Raw genomic sequence first — 20,943 nt, 5'->3', positions numbered from 1 at the left:
GATGCAAAATTATACATTAAAAGTTCTGACTTTCCCATAATATAACAAAAACTTGACAAATGAAAAAAAAGACTTTAAAATGGTAGCAATTTCTAAAAGGAGAATAAACATGAAGTTCAAAATTTTTATTGCTGTTATTTTAACAGCCCTTAGTTTAAATGCACAAAGTTTTAAAGTTGATACGTCTCATACTAAAGTGGGATTTAAAGTCAAACACCTGATGATCAGCAATGTGGTTGGTCACTTTGAAGAGTTCAATGGAATGTTTGATTATGATGAAAAAAAAGGGACACTTACAGCTTTTAAAGGAGAAGTAAAAGTCAACAGCATCGATACATCCATTGAAAAAAGAGACAACCACTTACGAAGTGCTGACTTTTTTGATGCACAAAAATTTCCCATCATGACCTTAGAGATGTTAAGCATTGATGGTGAGGATATGATCGCAAACTTAACCATTAAAGGCATTACAAAGAAAGTGGAATTTGAGTTTGAAAATGGAGGAAGCATCGTCGCGCCTAACGGTGTAAAAAAAGCAGGGTTTTCTTTAGAAACAAAAATCAATCGAAAAGATTTTGGTCTGAACTGGAACAAAGTACTTGAAGCAGGTGGTGTTGTTGTAGGCGACATTGTTAGAATCAACCTAGAGATTGAAGGTGATGCCATCAAATAAAAGTGGGAAATCCACTTTTATTTGTTACTTTTTGTACAATTTAAAGCTTAACTTTTTAAATTACTGCTTATCCTTTACTCAATATAAACTTCTTTTAAAATTTCTTAATGTATACTTCTTGCCGAACAAAGTGATAAGTAGGGATACGCAAGCCGAACGGACTTTGTAAAATAAAAAATTATAAGGAATCTAGAATGAAAAAAATCGTTCTTTTAATGCTGGCTATCGCTGGTGCTGCATTCGCTGCTGATGGTGCGGTTGCAAACGAAACTTTAAAAGCTTACTCTGTAGTTGCTGCAGGTATTGGTCTTGGTCTTGCTGCACTTGGTGGTGCTATCGGTATGGGTAACACTGCTGCTGCAACAATCGCTGGTACTGCTAGAAACCCAGGTTTAGGTGGAAAATTAATGACAACAATGTTCATTGCTTTAGCGATGATCGAAGCACAAGTTATTTATGCACTTGTTGTTGCTATGATTGCATTATATGCAAACCCATTCTTAGGGTAATCATTAAATCTACAGATTTAATAACCTTAAAAGGTCAAGAGTTTTGACTCTTGACCTTTTTTTATGCCTCATTTAAAATTAAATTAAATATTATTAGGGTAATATTCTTTCTCTAATTTACTATGCGACTGTGGTGGAACGGTAGACACGCGGGCTTGAGGGGCTCGTGCTTCACGGCGTGAGGGTTCAAATCCCTCCAGTCGCACCATTAATGAACTTATCTCTTGTATCCATTGAAAATCCTATAAACAACACTCTTCTCATTTTTAAATCAAAACTTCAATAACATTGTTCAAATCATCTCTGATTTTTTTCTTTTAAGTATGCTAAAAGAAAACTAAGAATATAATTTTAATATTGATTATCATAATAAAAATCTTTTAAAAGGTGTTGACCAATGGAAAATATTATTCTGGGTGTAGTAGCGTTATTGGCACTGTACTATATTTATATAAAAACTTTTAAAAATAGTGGTTGCAATTGTGGCAGCGCGGAGTGCAAAAGTAAAAATAAAGATGCTTGAACAAAATAAAACGATTGTTGAAATAAAAAATCTTTCACACAATTTTGGTTTAAAAACCATTTATAACAATTTAAATCTTTCTATTAAAGAGGGTTCCGTGTATGGAATCTTAGGTAAAAATGGTGTAGGAAAATCCACACTGATTAATATTTTGATGGGATATATCAAACCAAACCATGGAGAGTGTTTAATATTTGGAGAACCTTCTCATAATTTATCCAATCAAGCCAAAAAGGAGATTGCCCTTTTACATGAGGGGTTTATCTCTTATGATTATATGTCTATACAAGAGTTTGAAGCTTTTTTAGCTCCCTTTTATGAAAAGTGGGATAAAGAGATATTTTACAACTTAGTTGATTTAATGGAACTCAACTATGAACAAAAACTCTCTACGCTCTCTTTTGGGCAAAAATCACAAGTAGTACTGGGGGCAATTTTTGCTCAAAACGCAAAGCTTTTAATACTGGATGATTACTCAATGGGCCTTGACGCTGGTTATCGAAGACTTTTTATTGATTATTTAAAAGATTATATCAAAGATACCAATAAAACAGTTCTTATTACTTCGCATGTAATGGGAGATTTAGTAGACCTTATCGATGAAATGGCCATTATACAACGAGGTGGGAGGATACACCAAGATACCATGGGAAACTTTATAGAGAACTTTAAATGTTATAAACTCGACAACCAAACAATTTGTGAAACAAGAATCCATAGACTAGAAGAGTATAAAGGTGAAAAAAAGATTTATACCTTTGAAGATATTCATGAATTAGAAGAGATTCAAACAGACTTTGAAGATAAGTTCTTAGGTTTTGTAGGGAAATATTAAGATGATCCGTTCAATTATCCAAAAAGAGTGGTTAAAACTCAAATTTATTATCTTACTTTTAATGATAGTCTCCTTTGTTATTCTTGCAAATTTTTGGTACAACTTGAATTTTCAATTCTCTACAGTTGAACCTGAATCTATGATGTGGTATAGATTTGCTTCTTTAGAACAAAAACCTTATGAGTCTCTATCGTATCTCTTTTATATCATTGGTTTTGCTGTTGCTGTATTTCAATTTGTTCCTGAAAAAATCAAAAACAGAATCAAAATCATGACTCACTTACCCATCTCATTAAAACGATCTCTGTTTTTACACCTGTTTATTGGTATTTTCTATATCTTTATTTTAAGTTTACTTTTGACTTTGACTATTGTGATGATTGTCTCTTTTTACTACCCTTTAGAGATAGGAATGGTCTCTGTGAAAGACACCTCTTTTTATTTCTTGGGTTCCATTATTGTTTATCTGGGTATATCCAGTGCGGTTATTGAAAAAAATGCAATTATAAGTACACTCAAACTCTTTATAACACTGTTGCTTATTTTTGTGTTTCATAAAACCACCTTTTCATCGATTGATTTCACTTGGATATTCATTGCATTGATACTGTTGTTTGTGTCACTTGATAGTTTTTACAGTATTAAAGAACAGAGATTAAAGAGCTTTATATTTAAATTTTCCATCTTTATTTCAACCATAACGGTTCTGTTTTTTTCATACCAACTCTATATTGACAAGTATGAAAACAATCTTAATAAGTACTATATATTTTATTCTCCTATTTTAAAAAAGTTTGTCTATCAAAAAAACTTTGGAGAGCATCAATTTGAATATGGCACTGATGAAAAAGAGACGTTTGATATGAATACGTATAAATCTTATTTGCCGTTTGTATATTGGAGAGACTTGGATATTCAAGGAAAACTTCCTTTACATCTTGATGGAGAGATGTATGATAAAAAAACCATTAAAGAATCGAGACTCAGTTTCTCATATAATCCGAGTTTATTAAAAAAACAAGAAATCCAAATCTATCCTTTTTTTAATCCTCAAAGCAACATTGGTATGATTAGATTTCCCGAAGAGATGGTCTCTTTTGAAAATGATACGATTGATTTTTATGAACTTGACCATATTGAACATGATGAATCTCAAAACAATACTCATACTCATTTAATAGAAGAGATGATTCAGTTACCTCTTACACACGAGATTACCTTTCCCATAAAAAATGTTTGGGGGAAAGCTACCAATATGAAGCCTTTTGATTTGGGTTATTTTATGTTGGATTCAAATAATAAACTTTTTAGACTCAACCGATATGACAACACCCTCTACTTAAATCATATAAAGTATCCCGATGGCATAGAGCTTAAATTTATGAAAATAAGTGAAAATAAAAAGAGGGGACTTGCTGGTTTTGCCATAGACAGTAAAAGTAACTTTTATATTTTAGATTATCAAACACTCAAGTTTAAAAAAATTGATATAGAAGGTTTTGACTATAAAAAGATGAAACTTCTGTTTATCTCAAACCCCAAATATTACTTAGTAAGATATGACGATCACATAAAATATCACGCCGCAGTATTTGACAAAGATTTCAATAAAATTGATGAAAAAATTTTTAAATAAGGAGAAACCATGAACAGTAAAATGAGAACACTGGCGTCATTAGAAAAAGGTGAAAAAGCAAAAGTGAACAAGCTTTATGCAAAAGGGAAACTATTGCAAAAACTTTTAGATATGGGGTTTGTGAATAATGTGGAAATAGAGGTTATACGAGAAGCTCCTCTTTTTGATCCCATGGAGTTAAAACTCCATAACTATAACTTAAGTATCAGAAAAAGTGAAGCTCTTCTTATAGAGATGGATGTAAAGGAATAATATGAAACACATTAAAGTAGCTCTTGCTGGTCAACCCAATTGTGGTAAATCCACAATATTTAACCTTGTAAGTGGAATTGAACAGCATATAGCAAACTACCCTGGAGTAACTGTTGATAAAAAAGTGGGTTATTTTAAATATGATAACTACAAAATTGAAATGGTTGATTTACCCGGGACCTACTCTTTTAGTTCATACTCTTTAGAAGAGAGAGTGGCAAAAGAGTTTATTATAGATGAAAAACCTGATGTTATTGTCAATATAGTAGATGCTTCAAATATTAAAAGAAATCTCTATTTAACTTTTCAACTTTTAGAAATTGGTATACCTGTAATTGTTGTCTTAAACATGATGGATGTAGCAAAAAGAAGGGGTATAGAGATTGATTCTAAAAAGATATCAAAAATGTTAAACTGTCCTGTCATAGAAGCATCTGGTTCAAAAGGTATTGGTGGCAAAGATATCATGAAAGGGATTGTTGATACGGTAACTCATGCACACCAATATGAAGAGTTTAAAATAAACTATGAAGAGTTAGAACCTCATATTCACAACATTGAAGAAAAAATCGAAAGTACACAATCTGTTTTAAATAAAAGATGGCTTGCTATTAAAGCTTTAGAAGGTGACAGTTCCATTATTTCCCATTTAAAAACAGAGTTCAATGATATAGATGAGTATATCAAAAATCAAGAGAAATTATTTCATGAAAAATATGATAAAGATGCCCCATCCTTTTTGGCATCCTACAGATATGAATCAGCAGATATAATACACCACAATGCCATCAAAGAGAAAAATTTAGGAAAAGCAACTTTAACAGATAAGGCCGATAAGATTATTTTAAATCGATTTCTGGCTTTACCTATTTTGATTCTTTTTATGTTTTTAGTTTATGAAATTTCCATTGTGGGTGGATACAAACTTACCGATTATACTTGGCCTATACTAGCTGCTTTTAAAAACTTGGTTATTGATATTTTACCTGCTGCTGATTTTATTGATGTTCCGATGATCACCGATTTTGGTATTTGGATGGTCAACAGTGGAAATGCTCTCATGAACTATCTTCCCATCTTTTTTATTCTCTTTGCACTTATTGCCATCATGGAAGATGTGGGCTATATGCCAAGAATGGCCTTTATTTTAGACAGGGTTTTCAAACGTTTTGGTCTGCATGGACAATCAACTCTTCCTCTTGTTTTAGGAGGTGCTATGGTTGGTGGATGTGCAGTACCAGGAGTAATGGCAACCAAAGGAATTGCAGATGACAGAGCAAGAATGGCAACCATTCTTTCTGTTCCATACATGAATTGTTTGGCGAAAGTGCCTTTTTATACTCTTCTTTTAGGTGCCTTTTTCAAACCTGATATGGCTATTATGATGTTTTTTATCTCTACCATCACACTTTTTATAGCCATGATTGTAGCAAGAATCATTACCGCCACTATTTTAAGCACTCGAGAAACTGCTCCTTTTTTAATGGAACTTCCGCCTTATCATCTACCCACTTTTAAAGGGGTTATCATCAGAGCATTTCAAAGAGTATGGTTATACATTAAAAAAGTTGTGACCATTGTGCTAGCAGTTGCTATTGTACTATTTGCGATGCTTCAATTTCCTGGACTTGATGAAAATGCCATGAAAGTATATGAAGCACAAGGAACAAAAGCACTTCAAACTTTTGATAAAAAAGTGAAATCCAGTAGCTATTATAACGAAGTAGATACCAAACAAAAGGTATCGACACTATTAAACTATTATGATGGATACAGAGCTAAAAGAATGGTTACAAGCTCTCGTGAAGGAGCTGAAGATGTGGATAATGAGTATCGTGAAATCAATCCCTCATCTTTTAAATTTATTAAACCCAAAAGAGACAAAGAAGCCAAAAAAGTCAACAAAGCGTTAAGAACACTCTCCACTCAAAGAAAAAGAATTTTAAGAGGGATGAAAAACGACAAAGTTGAAAGTTCACTTTTAGGTATGGCGGGAAGATCTATAGAACCTCTAACACGTTATGCAGGATTTGACTGGAAAATCAATGTTGCTTTTCTCAGTTCTTTTGCTGCAAGAGAGAGCGCTGTTGCAACGCTTGGTTCTATCTATGAAAATAATAAAGCAGATGATATGAGAGCAGAAGAAGCAATGGCACTTAACAGCGGCTATACCCCTTTGCATGCTGTGGCTATTATCATTTTTATGATATTAACACCACCTTGTATTGCAACGATGATTGTAGTAAAAATGCAAACTAACAGTTACAAATGGATGCTGTTTGCTATATTTTTTCCTGTATTTTTAGGAATTATCATCTCATCTGTTATATTTAGTTTGGGTTCATTTAATAACTGGAGTGGTGTTGAGGCGATGATTTATTTTTACATAACAGTTGTGCTTATAGCACTTATTATTGGTCTGTTCCCAACTAAAAACATCAACTGGAAAGGAGGAATACAATCCAAAGCAAAAGGACAATACAACGTTTACGAAAACAATTTTAATATAGGAGAAAATAGATGAAAAAAATTTTAATTGGTTTAGCTTTTTTAGCTAGTTCTGTGTTTGCTCATACAGCGATTATGAGTTGTTTTGATAATGGTGATGGTACCATCACTTGCGAAGGAGGTTTCAGCGATGGAAGCAGTGCAAGTGGTGTTAAATTTCATATTTTAGAAGATGGTAAAAAAACTTTTGAAACAAAAATGAATGAAGACAGTGAAGTCACATTTAAAAAACCTATAGGATCATACAGTGCTGTATTTGATGCAGGAGAAGGTCACCAAGTACATGTAAAAGGTTCAGAAATTACTGAGTAATCACTATAAAGTACACTTAACACGGTACTTCATTTATACACATAAAGGAAAAAAAATGACAAAAAAGTTAATAATCAGTACATTAGCAGCTGCTTCAATAGCAGCAACATCGGCATTTGCACACTTTCAAATGGTATATACGCCCAATACAGCATTGCCAAAAGGTGAAACAATAGAGTTTAAACATGTATTTACTCATCCATTTGCTGATGAACATACGATGGATATGGCTGGAGTCGAAGAGTTTTATGTCATTAATAAAGGAAAAAAGAAAAATTTAAAAGAGAGTTTAAAGCCTATTACTTGGAAAGGTAAACACAACTCAGGAAAAGCTTTTGAATCATCATATAAAGCACGAAGAATGGGTGACCACTTATTTATTATGCAGCCCGTGCCATATTTTGAAGCAGGTGAAGGAATATATATCCAACAAATTACAAAAACCGTCATCAATGTAGCGGGTACTCCAACCGATTGGGATGCTGAATTAGGATTAAAAGCTGAAATTGTTCCTTTAACAAAACCTTACTCTATTTGGGAACATGGAAGTTTTACAGGTGTTGTAAAATCAAATGGCAAACCCGTACCATTTGCAGAAATAGAAGTGGAGTATATAAATAATACCCCCGATATGAAAAATAATGCCATGGGACCTAACAAATACGAAGCACCTCAAGATTCATTTGTAACAATGGGAATTAAAGCAAATAAAGATGGTGAATTTACCTTCTCAATTCCAAAAGCTGGATTTTGGGGATTTTGCGCTTTAGGAGTGGGGTCTGATACAGAATACAAAGGCAAAGAGCTCAGCCAAGATGCTGTTATTTGGGTCGAAGCTAAACCAATGAAATAATAGTTCTACCTTACAAATAAATAGCACTCAAAACTTATAGGAATTTTTTCCTATAAGTTACTCAATTTTCGCCTTTAAGTTCCAAGAAAGTATTTTAATTATAAGATTCATTATTAATTTATCAAAGGTATTATATGAAAAACAAAATGAATGATCATGAAAGATATTTTATTATAAATGAATTTGAAGAAGGATGGGGAATGGAGGACATCGTTTGTGAAGAACAACTCTTTGACTACTGTATAGAAGTGTTGTTTATTCCTGAAAAGAAAATAGAAGAATTGAATATGACGCATGAAGGATTAGAGATTATTCTACATAATTTAAAAATCAATGATTTAACAGAAGATTGGTATGTTCACCTTTCTAAAAATGCTATTAACTAAATATTACCTCGAGTACCTACTTGCTAGGTCTCCCCTCTAAAAGCCATTGTTTTGCCTTTATATACTCTTCAAAATATTCTAAATCAAAAGAGAATAATTTATCTGCTAAATGTACAGTGTACTCTTCAACTTTATTGTTTCCAACAATAGCAATTTTCTTTAATTCATCTATATGATTCATGGTAAATATTAAATCATCCCATAACGCTTTTAACTCAATACCTTCTATTTGAGTAATATCAAGTAAAATATTCATGGATGGTACTTTATAAGTCTCCATTAACAACTCAATTTTTTCTTGAAATAGTGCAAACTCTTTATGAGTTAATTTGCCTGTTATAGCAACTTCAACAAAAAAGTTGTTTAATGAGATGGCCAAATTCTTTTCATTAAACTCCTCAAGAACTTCTTCTTTTAAAACCATTGAAATATTTTTAACTTTTTTTGCAGGTTGATATAAGGTATGGTGCCAATATGAAAAACCAACCAACGCAGCACCAGCTACAACGTGTAATCGTTTCATTAACTTATTTTTCATATAAAAAGAGGTTGCCACAGTAATCCCCATGGTTGCGGTCATTCCTATCTTTGCAATCTCTTTTTTTGTATCCAAATCCAGTGTAGGAATGGTGATTTTTTTTGCTTCGTTTTCCATTATTTATTGAACCCTCTTAGTTATATTGACACCTTTCATTGAATTAAAAAGCAATCCAATGGTCGTACCATTATGCAACACTGCTGTGGTAATAGGACTGAACAATCCCACGGTTGCTCCCGTTAAAATCAAACTGTTGACCCCCACCGTTGCATTGAAGTTATTATTGATGAGTTTCATCGTTTTATTGGCCAACTCTTTTGCTTGCGCCACCGCATCAATATCATCTTTTAACAGACCAATATCGGCTGTGGCTTTAGCAATATCAGCCCCTTTACTCATACTGATACCCACATCAGCACTCATTAATGCTGGGGCATCATTGATTCCATCACCCACAAAAGCCACTTTAGCACCTTTGTCTTTCAATGACTTTATAATCTCTGCTTTTTGAGTAGGTTTCATATTGGCATAGACCGTATCTACACCTAATTCTTTGGCCAAAGAGTCTGCTTTTTCTTGAATGTCACCCGTGAGCATCACAATCTCTTTTACACCCATGCTTTTAAGTTTTTGTAGCGTTGTTTTTGCATTTTTCCGCACTCGGTCTCGCATGCCAATGGTTCCAAGTAATTTTTTATCATAGCCCACATAAAGCAGTGTTCGACCTTCAAGCAGACACTTCTCTATCTTTTTTTCATGTTTAGAAAAATCAATGTTTTCATCATCTTCTAAAAAGTGTCGACTTCCAATAACTACTTCTTTACCATTGACGATGGTTTTAACTCCATGAGCCACAATAAACTCTACTTCTTCATGATGCATATGAACAAAGCCTTTTTCACGTGCAGCTTTTACAACCGCTTCTGCAACGGGATGAAAGTAGTGTTCTTCAGCACTGGCTGTAAGATTTAAAATATCATCTTCTTTCCATTTAGGTAAAAAAGAGTTAATGGATTCTACTTCCAAGTCACCATAAGTAAGGGTACCTGTTTTGTCAAAAACAAACGTATCTACATTGTTTAATGCTTCAATCGCTTTGGCTCCTTTTATCATGATACCATTTTTACCTGCTTTTGAAATCGAAGATTTAAATGCAACCGGTGTTGCCAGTTTCAAGGCACACGAATAATCAGCTTGCAGAACCGCTGCCACGCTTTCAAAATCTCGATTAATCAAATAAGAGACACCTGCTAAACCTAAGGTAACGGGTACTAATTTATCAGCCAATTTTGTGGCTTTTAAGCCAATGGCTGATTTCTCATTCAGTGAAGTGGCAATGTAGTTTTTAATACGTGCCGTTGCAGTATCTTCTCCCACATACTCTGCCCAGATTTTCAGTCTGCCATCTTCCACAACCGTTCCTGAAATCACCTTATCACCTCGTTGTTTTGCCACAGGTTCACTTTCACCTGTCATTGAGACTTGGTTCACTGAAGCACTTCCTGAAAGTACATGCCCATCAATAGCGATGGTATCACCCGCACCTACAATTACAATATCACCCACTTTTATCTCAGCTGTATTGACCAATTTTTGTACGGCTTTGCCCTTCTCTTCAACTTCTATCCATGCTTTTTGCACGTTTGGTTTGGCCAACTCTTTAATAAGATCATCACTTTTGTGTACGGTTGTCTCTTCAATGTATTCACCCAATTCCAACATGGTATTCGTACTATTCGCAGCCAGATAATCTTTTCGTGCAATACTCACACCCACAGCTGTGGCTTCAAGTACTTTTGAGGTTAAACCTTCAGAAAAGAGCTCTTTAACCCCTTCAATGAGCAAGGGTTTAGCAGCCAAAGAAGTAATAAACATCTTCGCTGTGTCATTGGAGACCATGCGTTCAGCGACCAATGCCGTTCCTGCACGTGTTACACCAAAAAGACTGGGTTCTTCATCACTGATACAATCCATACAATCATTTATAAATGTTTGGCATGTTTTATATTTATTCATATCCAAAGAAGCAAGCATCTCTTCTATTACACTTAAAGAGACGCCCTCGTGTTCAAATATGATGGTGCCAATTTTTTGATTGATACGTACTGCGTTGATACCGTCTACTGATTTTAAATTGTGAATTAAAGAGGAGCTATTATACTCTGTTCCTTTTAACTCTTGACAATAAAATCGATAACGTTTTTTCGTTTTATGTACCAGTTTGATGTTACAACTCATGAGACTCTCTTACTCAACTGGTTCAGCTTCCATTTCAGCTTTTGCATCTTCAAATCGCTCTTTCATCTCTTCAATTCCAGCTGTAAAAAGCGCACTTCCTTTTGCCACGGTTTTAAAAATTGCTTTTTGTGCATTTTCATTGGTCAACACATAAGCACCCAAAGCACCAATAGCAGCCCCTAATAAAAACTTACCCGTATCAAAATTACCCAATAAACCATCAGCTGGTGCGTTGTTAATATATGGATTTTGATTGGCCAAATTCAAATCATTTAACCCTTGGTTTTGAGTATTGATGTATGGATTATTTTGAATCGTATTCTTATGCATTTTATGCCTCTTTTCTTTTTTCTAATCGTTGTCTCTCTTCAAGTTTTTCACTCACTTTCTCTACCGCATATACTCCCATGGCACCAACAGAAATAGCTGTAAGTACTCCCATGATGTTTCCTTTACCCATGTAGTTTGCTGCAGCAATGGCACTGCCTGTTGCCACACCACCTTGAGCAGAGAGTTTTAAAGAGTTGCTGATCGCCTCTTGTTTTGCTATTTCACCCTTTTTATATTTATTGTAGTTGAGCGCTGCTGCTAAGGCTCCTGCTGCTAATGCACCACTTACTACGTGACCTGTTACGTTTCTGGGTGCACCTGTATTGATTGCTAAATTACTTGGCATCACTGACTTCTCCTTTGGTTTCAGTTTTGGTTTCAGACTTTTTTGATTTGATGGAGTCCACTTTTTCACTTACGGTTGCTTTGACATCTTTTGCAAGCTCTTTGCTTTTTTCTAATCCACTTTCGGCCAATGTTTTTGCTTTTTTAGTACCTTCATTAACACTTTTTTTGATTTTATCATTGTTGTTATAAGCCACAACTGCGATTGCTCCAGCGGCTACTCCTGCAATAAACGGTAACATTACTTCTCCTTATTATGTTGTTTGGTTGTTTTAAGCATCACCATGAGTGTTGCTCCTACTACGGCTCCTAACGAAAAAGGGATAATGGGCATACTTAATCCTCCTCTTGTGTAGATTTATGTTCATTCTCTTTAATCATTTGTGAAAGCACCCCTGCTCCTACAGCACCTAAAAGTGCCCCACCTATAAATGAAAGGTTAGTGTTGCTTAACATTTTCATTAAATCTTCTTGTGATACATCCCCAGCAGAAAACTTTTGAACCATCTGTCCAATTTCATCCATTTTGCCAATGGCATCATCAAGATTATGTGCAGAGTATTGTTGATGAATATCATTGAGGTTCACATTTTCTAACTGGCTGTGTTGTGCCACTGCTTTTCTAAATGCTGGCAAGTGATTATTGTATGAAGCTGCTTGAAGTTTGTACATCGTATCAAGCACATCGGGATACTCTTGAACATAATCAATCAGATTGTCGTACATTTGAATATTATCAATCTCTGCAGCCACTGCTATTTCGCACGCTTCTAAAACAGAGTTGGGCGCTTCAATTTTAGATTCCCAATCATTTAAAGGAGCAGGAACTTGATACTTTTCAAGCAGATGTAAAAGTGCTTGATAGTGTCTTACTTCGGCTTCTATGATATTGGTAAATGGTGGTGTGTCTCCAAACGTTTCTAATACTTTTTTATAAGTTTCATACGCATGATACTCATCATAAACAGCAATCCTCAAAACTTGATGCAGTACAGGAATTTCACTGTTTACATCCACTTTAAATGTTTTAAGCACCTCATCATCAAAGTTTTTTAACACCTCTTGGTTTGTCGTGTTTTCCATTACTCTACCTCTTTTGAAAGTCTGTTTAAAATCTCTGCTATCTCTTCAACGTTCTCTTGATTGAGTAGGTTTTTCCATAAATAATCAGGGAAAATTGTGTTGTCATACTCTATGGTAATAGAACCTACTATCTTATTGATTTTAACTTTTTTAATTCCATCAATCTTTTGAGGAATTTGCTCAATATCTTGTAATGTGATATTTTCACTTTGTTCTTTTATTTTTGGATTTACTCTCACACGTATTCGCCCTTTTGTATGGTGAATAAGTGTAAGGTAAGAACTGATTTCTATAATTTTATCAACCGTAATCACTTACTGTATCCTTTTGATTTTAATGATTATTCAAAAACCCACTTTAACTTAACCTTAAAATAAATCAAGAATTAGTATCAATAGCCAGTCTAGAAGAGTTTAACATAATTCCTAGAGTATGTCCAATATGAATCAAGCCTGCACCAACCGGAGTTAATTTTCCAACTGCAGAAAGTCCTACCCCTATTAAATTTGTACCCGTACCAATGTAGTAGTTTTGATTCACTACATTCAAGCTTCGTTTACTTATATCATATAAATTCACTACATCTTCAGGGTGAGAGTGTGTCACTGCAATATCTGAAACGGCAATCGCTGCTTCACTTCCACCTGCAGCAAATGAGATGGCCACATCTGCTTTACTCATGGCAAACGTATCATTTACACCATCCCCAACCATGACCACTTTGTCATACTCTTTTTTTAATTGCATAATCGCTTCAGCTTTTCCTTGTGGTGTTTGATTGGCAAAGACTTCATCAAAACCAAAATCAAAAGCAAAACTGTTGGCCACTTGTACCTCATCCCCTGTTAGAAGTACAATGTGTTTTACTCCTTTATCTCTTAAGTGTTGAATCATCTCTTTGGTGCCTTTTCGAACCTCATGCGTTAAAGCAAGCAGTCCTAAAATGGTTTCACCTTTAACCACATACACCACCGTTTTTCCACTACCTAAAAGTTCAGAGACCGTTTTACTGTACTCTTTGGTCGCAACTTTAAAACGGTGAAGTAACGCTTTATTACCTACTAAAATACGCTCACTATTATAGGTACTTTTAACGCCAAATCCAGGAATGATTTCACTTTCTAAAGTGTGTTCAAATGTCATACCTTTATCTTTAGCTTGTGCCACAATCGCTTTTGCTATGGGGTGTGAATTTCGATATTCTGCCATAGCAGCATACTCTAACACTCTGTTTTCATCTGAACCATTGAAACTGACAATATCCGTTATAACTGGACGACCCGTTGTGAGTGTTCCTGTTTTATCAAAACAAAAAACTTCACTTTTACTCACATTCTCTAAGGCATCGCCCCCTTTGATTAAAATACCTTGCTTAGCAGCATTAGCAATCCCACCACTGACAGCTGTAGATGCAGCTAAAACAGTAGCGCATGGACACGACATGACAATCATGGTAGAAAAAGCTGCTGTGAATGAACCTGTTATAAAAAAAGTTCCTACAGTTAAAAGTGTCCCCAGTTTAAGCAGTCGATTTGCTAATCGGTCTGCTTCTAATTCACTGGGTGATTTTTGCATAAGAGAATACTCCACTTCTCTCATGGTTCGAGAGATGTAGGTTTCATTACCCAAAGCCGAAACTTCAATATAAATACGCCCTCTTTCACACACTGTTCCAGCAAAAACCTCTTCATTTTCTTGTTTAAATGTAGGTTCACTGCGACCATTGATAATGGCTTCATCGATCTCTGCATTGCCTTGGATAATGATACCATCCACAGGGATTTTTTCACCACTTCTACTTACAACAATATCACCCTCTTTGAGTGTATGCATATCGATTTCTACTTCCACTTCATCAATAAGCACATAGACTTTTTGAATATCCAGTTCTACTAAATTTTGTATCTCTTCACGTGAACGATTGGCAATATACTCCTCTAAAAGCATGCCACCACGTAAGATGTAGATGATTTCAAAGGCAGCCGTTGCTTCTCCTAAAAATATAGCTAAAAGCAGTGTACCACTCATAAACGTATGAAGCGTAAACTGTTTGTGTTTCATCTCTTGCCATGACTCTTTTAATAAAGGAATGGCGGCAACCAGTGAGACCAATGCCACCAGACTCAATGGTGTTGCAGCAATACTTACACCTAAAAAACTCTCGCCTATAAAAATATAAAGAGCATACCCCGTTAACAAGCCAAATTCAATAAGTTTTCTTTTCCATGAAACGGCATCATGTTTTTTCAGGCTGCAACTGCTGCAACTTTTGTTTTCACACAAAACATTGCTTGCAGGAACAGAGAGTGTGATATGAAACAGACGTTCCATTTTGTTTAAAATATTTTCTAAGGTTGTATTTAAAGAGTAGGTAAAAATAATCGATTTGCATGAAAGATTGGTTCTAAACGAAGTAAAAATATCTTGAAACTCTTTTTCCAATAACTCAAGATTATGTTGTGTGCAAAAAAGCTCAGACTTTAAACGTACGCGATTATTGGCAATACTTTTTACATAAATTTGACGGTTCATGTGTGATCCTTTGGCTGTCTATAAAGGAAGCGGGTGTATTTATGTAATACTCTGTGCAAATTCTGTTCTTAATAGAATAACAAGACTTCCGTTTCATACATCATAATAATTTGTGCATATTATAATACAATTTTCCTCTGATTACTTTAATTTTAATAATTAATATTAAAAAGAAACTCTTTTTTATCTTATTGTTCCAAAATTTCTTTTGTTTTTTGATGTCTGAATTCAAACATATTTTCAATATCTTTTTTAATCAAAGGATTAAACAGTTGTCCTAAAAAGCCAAATGGCAGTCTGTACTCTATTATATCTTTAAGCTCACACCACCCTTGCTCTTTTGGTGTAAAAATATGTTGATGTTTCCAATATGCAAACGGAGAACGAATTGCAACATCTACCAATATATATGGTTCATCTAACTTTTCGATTTTCACATGCCAATATTGCGGTATAAAAAACTTTGTAATTTTAAGTTTAACCACTTTCCCCACATAGGTAACAGGGTCTTCATTGAGAAGTTCAACTGTAATATTTGAAGGTGTGATATGTGCAATATTACTTGAATTTAAGTGAAACTTAAACAGTTCTTCAATACTGCATTTAATCAGAGTACGTTTTATAATGCTGTTCATTTTTCTCTCCTTGTTATGTTACTATAGTATCATTATAGGCAGTGTCGCATTAACTCTTTCTGACACGTTTTAACTTGGTTTTATGCAGTGTTTTTATTTAAAGCTGTTTAATATTTTATACGTTATTCATCTGTTTAATTCTATTTATACCTATTTAATGTTATAAATAAACATAAAATATGTAAAATATATACATTATTTGTGTTTATTTTACCACCAAAAATTTGAAGGAAAAAACATGATTTCAAAGTTTAAAATTTTCGTCTTAGCCCTTACAATATGTGCCACTACTTTAAGTGCAGCTACATGGAAATATGCCATGGGAGAAGGACTAAACGACCCTCAAGGCATCTACGCCACAGCCTTTAAAGAGTTTATTGAAGAGAATTCTCGACACAAAATCAAGATTTACCCTGTAGGAAGTTTAGGAGAAGAGACCGACATGATGGAGCAAACACGTGCAGGTCTGCTCCAATTTTTAGGACAATCCACAGGCTATATGGGTGGAACGATTCCAGAAATGGATCTTTTTACACTGCCTTATATTTTACCAACCAATACCCAACAACTGGACTACTTTTTTAAACACTCCAAAGTGATTAATGAGATGTTGCCTTCGGTGTTTCATCAACACGGTTTAGAGTTACTTTCAATCTTTCCTGAAGGAGAAATGGCAATCACTACTTTTGAAGCATTTCATTCTCCTAATGATTTAAAAGGTAAAAAAATTCGTGTAATGCCTGGTTCTCCGATACTTGTAGAGACTTATAAAGCTTTTGGAGCTTCTCCTGTTCCAATGAGTTGGGGAGATTTAATTGGTGCACTTAAAACCAATATGATTGATGGTCAAGAGAACCCCACAGTATGGATTGAAGCGTATGATTTGGACAATTTAACCAACGTATTGACGTATACTGGACATGGACACTTCAATGCCAGTGCGAGTGCCAATAAACAATTCTTTGATGCTTTAAGTTCAAGGGATAAAAAACTCATTAAAGCAGCAGCAGCGTATGCACACAAGGTGATTTTAAAAGAGGCACAAAAACTCGATGCCTATGGTTTAGGACGTATTGTTCGTACAAACCCGAGTTTTAAAATTGTAACATTGAGCAAAAAAGAGCGTGCCCCTTTTATCAAAGCAGCGCAAAAAGTGCAAGAGAGTTTTGCTGATAAAAGTGATTCAAACCAAGACATTTTGAAGCAAATGCGCATGGACTTAAAACAAGCAATGAAAAATGGGAACTAGAACATTAGGTTTTTCTTTTGACTCTTTTTAACACTCTTTTAAAACCTCTTGATTTTATTGATAATGCCCTTCATAAATTTGAGGGCTTTATCTTAGCTTTAGGGGTCGTTTGTATGGCTTTAAATACCATTGCTGCAGTTATAAGCCGTTTTATTTTTAACGATGCGTTAACTTTCACGGGTGAACTCAATGTTATTTTTATCATCATTACAACTTTTGCAGGTCTGAGTTATGCTGCGAGAAAAGCTCGACATATCAGAATGTCGGCTTTATATGATGCTTTAAAAAAACCCTACCGAAAACTTTTAATGCTTGTGATTGCTTTAATTACCTCTGTTTTTATGTTCATGCTTTCATACTACTCTTATTTATATATTGTAGAGGTGTATCAAAGTGGCCGTATTCTTCCTGCACTTCAAATCCCTGTTTTTTATATCTACTTATGGGTGCCTGTTGGTTTTTTTATCACTGCACTGCAATACGCTTTTACACTGATTAAGAATCTGCAAGAAAACAACGTCTATCTCTCTACATGTATGAAAGATGAGTATGGTGAAAAAAAAGAGGAGCAAAACCAATGAATACTCCTTTTTTTAAAAAGTTTGTTTTAGCGTTGATTTTTTGTTTGCTTACCATAATCAGTCATGCAAACACCGATATTAAACTGGTGATTGAAGAGAGTGTGTTAGAACAAAAGAGTTTATTGTCTGTGTATGGTTATGCCGAAGAAAATGTCGAAAAACACGCTATAAAAGTTGTTTTGACAGATAACAGTGGCAACACCATTAAACAAACTGTTCAGACCAATGCTTTTGGAAACTGGAGCATTGAAGCCGTTGATATTGCACATTTCAATGATGGGAAAATCGAGATTTCTGCTTTTATAGAAAAGGGAAATGATCCTGCACAAACAAACAGTACGATTGTATTAGATAGAGGATTTAACCTTTTTGAGTATCTCAAAACCCATTTTGGTTTAACCGTGTTTATTCTTATGATTGTTTTTCTTCTTTTGGGTTTTCCAATGAAAATTCCTCTTATTGCAGGAGCAACACTGGGTATTTTTATTTTATACGATGGACAAATGGACAACATGCAGTTTATCATTCAACAGATGATGGGAGGTATTCGTCCCCCTGCTTTGATTGCAGTTCCAATGTTTATTCTCTCAGCAGACATCATGACACGAGGGAAATCGGCTGAAAAACTCATCGATTTAATCATGGCATTTGTTCGACACATCAAAGGCGGATTGGCCATAAGTACAGCAGGGGCTTGTACCATGTTTGGTGCAGTGTCAGGCTCCACACAAGCCACGGTTGTTGCTATTGGTTCACCTTTGCGACCACGTTTGCAAAAAGGGGGTTATAAAGACTCATTTATCTTGGCATTGATTATTAATTCCAGTGATATTGCGTTTTTAATTCCACCCAGCATTGGTATGATTATTTATGGTATTGTGGCAAAAACCTCTATCCCAGAACTCTTTATTGCAGGTATTGGTCCAGGACTTTTGATTCTGTTTCTTTTTTCATTATACAGTTATGCTTATGCTCATTTTAATAATATTCCAACTGAACCTAAAGCCTCATGGAAAGAGCGAACAAGTGCTGTATACAATGCGTTATGGCCGTTGGGTTTTCCTTTTATTATCATTGGCGGAATCTTTGGAGGCATTTTCAGTCCCACTGAAGCAGCAGCAGTGAGTGTTGCGTATGCTGTTTTTTTAGAGGGTGTTGTCTTTAAGACCATGAAACTTCATGATTTTTATGAAACAGCAAAATCAACAGGTTTAGTCACAGCCGTTGTATTTATACTTGTAGGAGCAGGTGCAGCTTTTGCCTGGGTTTTATCTTACGCACAAATTCCCCAACAAATCCTCAATGCCATTGGTTTAATACATATGAATGAGTATGAAATTTTATTGGTCATCTCATTGGCATTTTTTATTGGTTGTATGTTTGTGGATCCCATTGTCGTTATTTTGGTTTTAGTACCTATTTTTGCACCTGTTGTGACTAGTGTAGGATTGGATCCTGTTTTAGTGGGTACGATTATTACTCTACAAGTGGCCATTGGTTCAGCCACACCCCCTTTTGGGTGTGATATTTTTACGGCCATTGCTGTGTTCAGACGACCATATATGGAGGTGATTAAAGGGACACCTCCCTTTATTTTTATTCTTTTAAGTGTGGCGATTGCTCTGATTTTTTTCCCTGACATTGCACTGTTTTTACGCGATGTCGCTTTTAGAGACAGTTTATTTGGTTCTTAGTTTCTGACTGTTTCTAATTTTTTAGCAATCATCAAAAGAAGTATTCCACCAACCACAATGGCAGCTGTGACATACAGTGCCATGTTGTAATTTCCATAATGATGCGTTAAAGCAACACTGTAAAGAGGAGCAATCACTTGTCCTACTCCATAAGATGTGGTCAAAGCACCCATTAATACGACAGGGTTTTTTTGTGATAGTTTTCCCCCTAAATTCATAAACAACCCAACCAATCCAATAAAAGTTCCACCGTATAAAATACCTGAAAGCAGATTCAATACAATGTTATTGGTCAATGCTGGAATTAAAATACCCACGACTTGCACCAACAAAGCAATCATAATGATATTGATACTGCCATATTTATGTGCCAATCGTAACCATATAATAGACGAAGGAATTCCAGCAATCCCCACCAGCGTCCATGTAAGGTTTCCATACCCTTCTAAGCCTTCTAAAGAGTTGATGATATCAGGCAAGAATGTTGCTTGAACAACAAATCCAACACCTTCCGTAAAATAAGCCATAATAAGAAGTATGACATACAAGTTAAAGAGTGAAAAATCAAATTTGTGTTTCACTACTTTTTGATGCACCTCTTTATCAAAACATAAAATATACCAACAATAACAGCTTAAAACAGCACCAAAAATGGTTAATACAATCCATGAATTTTGCCAAGTATAGCCTGAAGACAATACTGCTCGAGAGACCAAATCTGTGACTAAAATAGAAAATCCTATACCACTAAAATGAATCCCCATGGCTTTTGTTTTATTTTCAAAGGTCAGTTTGGTCATAACAATAGCTGAACCCACCACAAAAAGCATCGCACTTCCAAAACCAGCAATGATTCTTGAAATTAGCCACAGGGTTTCATTGGTGGTCAAACCTAAAAGGATTGTAGTTAAAAGACACAATACAATTCCGATTCGATAGAGTATTACTTTTTGATTGATGTCTTTAATAAAGACTGAAAGAATCGATCCTCCCATATAACCTGCAAAATTTAATGCTGCTAAAATACCTGCAAATGTTAATGTAAGAAAATCATCCAGCATATCAGGTAAAAGTGACGTAAACACAAATCGTGCAACTCCCATTCCGACAATACCTGAAAAAATACCTGCCAATAAAATCGCAACATTATCATTGCGGTTTAATAATCTGTTCATATGATGCCCTTGTTAAATTGGTTCATTCATGGTATCATATCACTAAAAGTTATTGA

At 34.9% G+C, this 20,943-nt stretch carries 22 protein-coding genes and 1 tRNA gene; 13 read left to right on the top strand and 10 right to left on the bottom strand.

Annotated features, from left to right (window positions below; all coding sequences use genetic code 11):
* Positions 1-109: 109 nt before the first annotated feature.
* The 10 genes from CRV04_RS00780 (at position 110) to CRV04_RS00730 (ending at position 8,487) form a co-directional block, all read left to right on the top strand.
* The gene (locus CRV04_RS00780; RefSeq protein ID WP_228126424.1) at positions 110-673 is read left to right on the top strand and encodes a YceI family protein; all 564 of its coding nucleotides are present in this window, start codon (positions 110-112) and stop codon (positions 671-673) included.
* A 194-nt stretch (positions 674-867) separates the two neighbouring features.
* Entirely contained in the window at positions 868-1,182 is a 315-nt protein-coding gene (locus CRV04_RS00775) for a F0F1 ATP synthase subunit C (RefSeq protein WP_071627412.1), read from the top strand.
* A 124-nt stretch (positions 1,183-1,306) separates the two neighbouring features.
* A tRNA-Leu gene (locus CRV04_RS00770) sits at positions 1,307-1,390 on the top strand.
* A gap of 262 nt (positions 1,391-1,652) precedes the next feature.
* Entirely contained in the window at positions 1,653-2,540 is an 888-nt protein-coding gene (locus CRV04_RS00760; protein WP_228126423.1) for an ABC transporter ATP-binding protein, read from the top strand.
* 1 nt (position 2,541) lies between these two features.
* The gene (locus tag CRV04_RS00755; protein ID WP_128994709.1) at positions 2,542-4,176 is read left to right on the top strand and encodes a DUF4857 domain-containing protein; all 1,635 of its coding nucleotides are present in this window, start codon (positions 2,542-2,544) and stop codon (positions 4,174-4,176) included.
* 9 nt (positions 4,177-4,185) lie between these two features.
* Positions 4,186-4,428 carry a FeoA family protein gene (locus CRV04_RS00750; protein WP_228126422.1) on the top strand — a complete coding sequence of 81 codons (243 nt, stop codon included), beginning with the start codon at positions 4,186-4,188 and terminating at the stop codon, positions 4,426-4,428.
* Position 4,429: 1 nt separating this feature from the next.
* Positions 4,430-6,952, top strand: a complete 2,523-nt coding sequence (feoB, locus tag CRV04_RS00745; protein ID WP_128994708.1) for a ferrous iron transport protein B — start codon at positions 4,430-4,432, stop codon at positions 6,950-6,952.
* Positions 6,949-7,248 carry a hypothetical protein gene (locus CRV04_RS00740; protein WP_128994707.1) on the top strand — a complete coding sequence of 100 codons (300 nt, stop codon included), beginning with the start codon at positions 6,949-6,951 and terminating at the stop codon, positions 7,246-7,248. The genes feoB and CRV04_RS00740 overlap by 4 nt, the downstream gene beginning before the upstream one ends.
* 55 nt (positions 7,249-7,303) lie before the next feature.
* Complete coding sequence (locus CRV04_RS00735; RefSeq protein WP_128994706.1) at positions 7,304-8,101, top strand: DUF4198 domain-containing protein; 798 nt, start codon at positions 7,304-7,306, stop codon at positions 8,099-8,101.
* Between the two features lie 134 nt (positions 8,102-8,235).
* A complete protein-coding gene (locus CRV04_RS00730; RefSeq protein ID WP_228126421.1) occupies positions 8,236-8,487 on the top strand; it encodes a hypothetical protein in 252 nt (83 codons plus the stop codon).
* Positions 8,488-8,503: 16 nt separating this feature from the next.
* On the opposite strand, the gene CRV04_RS12805 is transcribed toward CRV04_RS00730, so the two are convergent.
* From CRV04_RS12805 to CRV04_RS00685, 9 genes are all read right to left on the bottom strand, one after another.
* The gene (locus tag CRV04_RS12805) at positions 8,504-9,142 is read right to left on the bottom strand and encodes a SpoIIAA family protein (RefSeq protein ID WP_164969084.1); all 639 of its coding nucleotides are present in this window, start codon (positions 9,140-9,142) and stop codon (positions 8,504-8,506) included.
* Positions 9,143-9,145: 3 nt separating this feature from the next.
* Positions 9,146-11,263, bottom strand: a complete 2,118-nt coding sequence (locus CRV04_RS00720; protein WP_128994705.1) for a heavy metal translocating P-type ATPase — start codon at positions 11,261-11,263, stop codon at positions 9,146-9,148.
* Positions 11,264-11,272: 9 nt separating this feature from the next.
* On the bottom strand, positions 11,273-11,593 hold the full coding sequence (locus CRV04_RS00715; protein WP_128994704.1) for a YtxH domain-containing protein: 321 nt from the start codon (positions 11,591-11,593) through the stop codon (positions 11,273-11,275).
* A 1-nt stretch (position 11,594) separates the two neighbouring features.
* Positions 11,595-11,939: a magnetosome protein MamC family protein gene (locus CRV04_RS00710; RefSeq protein WP_128995070.1), complete on the bottom strand. Its 345-nt coding sequence runs from the start codon at positions 11,937-11,939 to the stop codon at positions 11,595-11,597.
* Positions 11,929-12,180, bottom strand: a complete 252-nt coding sequence (locus CRV04_RS00705; RefSeq protein ID WP_128994703.1) for a hypothetical protein — start codon at positions 12,178-12,180, stop codon at positions 11,929-11,931. Before CRV04_RS00705 ends, CRV04_RS00710 begins: the two co-directional genes overlap by 11 nt.
* Positions 12,181-12,274: 94 nt before the next feature.
* Entirely contained in the window at positions 12,275-13,021 is a 747-nt protein-coding gene (locus CRV04_RS12925; RefSeq protein WP_228126420.1) for a ferritin-like domain-containing protein, read from the bottom strand.
* Positions 13,021-13,335 carry an HMA2 domain-containing protein gene (locus tag CRV04_RS00695; RefSeq protein WP_128994702.1) on the bottom strand — a complete coding sequence of 105 codons (315 nt, stop codon included), beginning with the start codon at positions 13,333-13,335 and terminating at the stop codon, positions 13,021-13,023. The genes CRV04_RS12925 and CRV04_RS00695 overlap by 1 nt, the downstream gene beginning before the upstream one ends.
* Before the next feature lie 64 nt (positions 13,336-13,399).
* Positions 13,400-15,553 (bottom strand): heavy metal translocating P-type ATPase, encoded by a 2,154-nt coding sequence (locus CRV04_RS00690; RefSeq protein ID WP_128994701.1) that lies wholly within the window; start codon positions 15,551-15,553, stop codon positions 13,400-13,402.
* Between the two features lie 188 nt (positions 15,554-15,741).
* On the bottom strand, positions 15,742-16,188 hold the full coding sequence (locus tag CRV04_RS00685) for an SRPBCC family protein (RefSeq protein WP_128994700.1): 447 nt from the start codon (positions 16,186-16,188) through the stop codon (positions 15,742-15,744).
* A 238-nt stretch (positions 16,189-16,426) separates the two neighbouring features.
* On the opposite strand from CRV04_RS00685, the gene dctP reads away from it, so the two are divergent.
* From dctP to CRV04_RS00670, 3 genes are read left to right on the top strand one after another with little or no spacing between them, the layout of a single operon-like run.
* A complete protein-coding gene (dctP, locus tag CRV04_RS00680; RefSeq protein ID WP_128994699.1) occupies positions 16,427-17,437 on the top strand; it encodes a TRAP transporter substrate-binding protein DctP in 1,011 nt (336 codons plus the stop codon).
* A 17-nt stretch (positions 17,438-17,454) separates the two neighbouring features.
* Positions 17,455-18,018 (top strand): TRAP transporter small permease, encoded by a 564-nt coding sequence (locus CRV04_RS00675; protein ID WP_228126419.1) that lies wholly within the window; start codon positions 17,455-17,457, stop codon positions 18,016-18,018.
* Positions 18,015-19,712 (top strand): TRAP transporter large permease, encoded by a 1,698-nt coding sequence (locus CRV04_RS00670; protein WP_228126418.1) that lies wholly within the window; start codon positions 18,015-18,017, stop codon positions 19,710-19,712. Before CRV04_RS00675 ends, CRV04_RS00670 begins: the two co-directional genes overlap by 4 nt.
* Here CRV04_RS00670 and CRV04_RS00665 read toward each other — a convergent pair.
* A complete protein-coding gene (locus CRV04_RS00665; protein ID WP_128994698.1) occupies positions 19,709-20,887 on the bottom strand; it encodes a YbfB/YjiJ family MFS transporter in 1,179 nt (392 codons plus the stop codon). The two genes, CRV04_RS00670 and CRV04_RS00665, sit on opposite strands and share 4 nt — an antisense overlap.
* Positions 20,888-20,943: the final 56 nt, after the last annotated feature.

The organism is Candidatus Marinarcus aquaticus (assembly GCF_004116335.1).
Classification (GTDB): domain Bacteria; phylum Campylobacterota; class Campylobacteria; order Campylobacterales; family Arcobacteraceae; genus Marinarcus; species Marinarcus aquaticus.
Note: the sequence above shows the minus strand (reverse complement) of the source record. Positions and strands in the feature narration are given on the sequence as shown.

Bases quoted from the DNA above. Each gene is read 5' to 3' on its own strand.
- CRV04_RS00780 (WP_228126424.1), top strand. From the start codon at position 110: ATGAAGTTCAAAATTTTTATTGCTGTTATTTTAACAGCCCTTAGTTTA.
- CRV04_RS00775 (WP_071627412.1), top strand. From the start codon at position 868: ATGAAAAAAATCGTTCTTTTAATGCTGGCTATCGCTGGTGCTGCATTC.
- CRV04_RS00755 (WP_128994709.1), top strand. From the start codon at position 2,542: ATGATCCGTTCAATTATCCAAAAAGAGTGGTTAAAACTCAAATTTATT.
- CRV04_RS00750 (WP_228126422.1), top strand. From the start codon at position 4,186: ATGAACAGTAAAATGAGAACACTGGCGTCATTAGAAAAAGGTGAAAAA.
- feoB (WP_128994708.1), top strand. From the start codon at position 4,430: ATGAAACACATTAAAGTAGCTCTTGCTGGTCAACCCAATTGTGGTAAA.
- CRV04_RS00740 (WP_128994707.1), top strand. From the start codon at position 6,949: ATGAAAAAAATTTTAATTGGTTTAGCTTTTTTAGCTAGTTCTGTGTTT.
- CRV04_RS00735 (WP_128994706.1), top strand. From the start codon at position 7,304: ATGACAAAAAAGTTAATAATCAGTACATTAGCAGCTGCTTCAATAGCA.
- CRV04_RS00730 (WP_228126421.1), top strand. From the start codon at position 8,236: ATGAAAAACAAAATGAATGATCATGAAAGATATTTTATTATAAATGAA.
- CRV04_RS12805 (WP_164969084.1), bottom strand. From the start codon at position 9,142: ATGGAAAACGAAGCAAAAAAAATCACCATTCCTACACTGGATTTGGAT.
- CRV04_RS00720 (WP_128994705.1), bottom strand. From the start codon at position 11,263: ATGAGTTGTAACATCAAACTGGTACATAAAACGAAAAAACGTTATCGA.
- CRV04_RS00715 (WP_128994704.1), bottom strand. From the start codon at position 11,593: ATGCATAAGAATACGATTCAAAATAATCCATACATCAATACTCAAAAC.
- CRV04_RS00710 (WP_128995070.1), bottom strand. From the start codon at position 11,939: ATGCCAAGTAATTTAGCAATCAATACAGGTGCACCCAGAAACGTAACA.
- CRV04_RS00705 (WP_128994703.1), bottom strand. From the start codon at position 12,180: ATGTTACCGTTTATTGCAGGAGTAGCCGCTGGAGCAATCGCAGTTGTG.
- CRV04_RS12925 (WP_228126420.1), bottom strand. From the start codon at position 13,021: ATGGAAAACACGACAAACCAAGAGGTGTTAAAAAACTTTGATGATGAG.
- CRV04_RS00690 (WP_128994701.1), bottom strand. From the start codon at position 15,553: ATGAACCGTCAAATTTATGTAAAAAGTATTGCCAATAATCGCGTACGT.
- CRV04_RS00685 (WP_128994700.1), bottom strand. From the start codon at position 16,188: ATGAACAGCATTATAAAACGTACTCTGATTAAATGCAGTATTGAAGAA.
- dctP (WP_128994699.1), top strand. From the start codon at position 16,427: ATGATTTCAAAGTTTAAAATTTTCGTCTTAGCCCTTACAATATGTGCC.
- CRV04_RS00670 (WP_228126418.1), top strand. From the start codon at position 18,015: ATGAATACTCCTTTTTTTAAAAAGTTTGTTTTAGCGTTGATTTTTTGT.
- CRV04_RS00665 (WP_128994698.1), bottom strand. From the start codon at position 20,887: ATGAACAGATTATTAAACCGCAATGATAATGTTGCGATTTTATTGGCA.